Source organism: Stenotrophomonas sp. STEN029 (genome assembly GCF_056760015.1).
Genome location: NZ_JBRREC010000175.1, coordinates 1 through 1,484, shown reverse-complemented (window position 1 = coordinate 1,484; position 1,484 = coordinate 1). Strand labels below are relative to the sequence as shown.

The window sequence follows — 1,484 nt, the reverse complement described above, 5'->3', positions numbered from 1 at the left end:
AATTTCCCAAATTGGGTTGGCCCTCGGGTTGGGGGGGTGAGGCCGCTCCCACATTGGCGGACAGGTTAACGGCAAAGCCCTGCCGAGCATGGCTCGGCACTACGCACCTCCACCGTCACGTGCACGATCTCCTCGTGGATCGCCAAGGCGCGATGGAACACTTCCGGCGCCACTACGGTTTCGGTCACCACTTCCATCGCGCAGGCATAGCGGCCCCGGCCGACCTGCCAGACATGCAGGTCACTGATCCGGGCAGGCACCTCGCCCTGCTCCACCGCCTCGCGGATCTCGGCCACCACCGGCGCGTCCATCTCCGCATCCAGCAACACGCCACTGGTCTGCTTGATCAGACCCCAGGCCCAGACCGACACCAGTACCGCGCCAACGATGCCCATCAGCGGGTCCAGCCAGGAGGCGCCGAAGTACAGGCCACCGAGCAGGGCGATGATCGCCAGCACCGAGGTCGCCGCATCGGCCAGCACATGCAGGTAGGCCGAGCGCTGGTTCAGATCATGGTGATGATGATGGTGGCCGCCATGCGCGTGGTGGTCACGCCCATGATCGTGACCATGATGATGGTGTTGATCGCGCAGCCACCATGCACACAGCAGGTTCACCGCCAAGCCGACCACCGCGATCGCAATGGCCTGCTGGTAGTGGATGGGACTGGGTTTGAACACGCGCAGGATGGACTCGAAGGCCATGATCGCGGCAACCCCCAGCAACAGGATCGCGCTGGTGAACCCAGCCAGGATCTCGATCTTCCAGGTCCCGAAGGCAAAACGTGGATCATCGCGGTAGCGCCGTGCGCAGGCATAGGCAAACGCCGCCAGACCAAGCGCCAGCGCATGCGAGCTCATATGCCAGCCATCGGCCAGCACCGCCATCGAGTTGAACCACCAGCCGCCGACGATCTCGATCACCATCATCACAATGGTCAGCACCATCGCGCGCCGGGTGTTCTTCTCCGCCATCGGATTGCCTTCGCTGAAGGCATGGCTGTGGCGGCGGGAGTGGGCGAGCGCGTCGAGTTGCATGGCGGTGGGTTGGAAGAAGGACGGCGTGATTCTATACCCCCAAGGGGTATATGATGCCAGCCATGGCTCATATCCAACGCGACAAGAAGAAACTGCTGACCCGGGTGCGGCGCATCGCTGGCCAGGTAGCGGCCCTGGAACAGGCACTGGAGAACGGCGACGACTGCGACGGCGTGCTGGTGCAGATCGCCGCCGCCAAAGGCGCCATGCACGGGCTGATGCTGGAAGTGATGGCCGGCCACCTCAGCGACCATGTCGTCGAGGAGAAGGACCCTGCCAAGCGCGCGCAGGAAGCCGAGGTGCTGCTGGAGCTGATGAAACGCCACGCGAAGTGAGGGTAGTGCCGAGCCATGCTCGGCAGGGGCGTAACCCGCAGCCCATCAGCGCTTGTAGGAGCGGCGTAAGCCGCGAAGCTGACAATCCGTCAGCTCGCAGATACACCGGTGA

General features: G+C 63.9%; 2 protein-coding genes. One reads left to right on the top strand and one right to left on the bottom strand.

Translation table 11 applies throughout. The features are described 5' to 3' along the window. Nucleotides 1-65: 65 nt before the first annotated feature. Nucleotides 66-1,037 carry a CDF family Co(II)/Ni(II) efflux transporter DmeF gene (gene dmeF, locus ACVOLI_RS20465; RefSeq protein ID WP_481615783.1) on the bottom strand — a complete coding sequence of 324 codons (972 nt, stop codon included), beginning with the start codon at nt 1,035-1,037 and terminating at the stop codon, nt 66-68. 62 nt (nt 1,038-1,099) lie between these two features. Here dmeF and ACVOLI_RS20460 point away from each other — a divergent pair, with 62 nt between their 5' ends. Further along, complete coding sequence (locus ACVOLI_RS20460; protein ID WP_481615782.1) at nt 1,100-1,372, top strand: metal/formaldehyde-sensitive transcriptional repressor; 273 nt, start codon at nt 1,100-1,102, stop codon at nt 1,370-1,372. Nucleotides 1,373-1,484 lie beyond the last annotated feature (112 nt).

Coding starts and splice junctions, on each gene's coding strand:
- dmeF (WP_481615783.1), bottom strand. CDS start 1,037: ATGCAACTCGACGCGCTCGCCCACTCCCGCCGCCACAGCCATGCCTTC.
- ACVOLI_RS20460 (WP_481615782.1), top strand. CDS start 1,100: ATGGCTCATATCCAACGCGACAAGAAGAAACTGCTGACCCGGGTGCGG.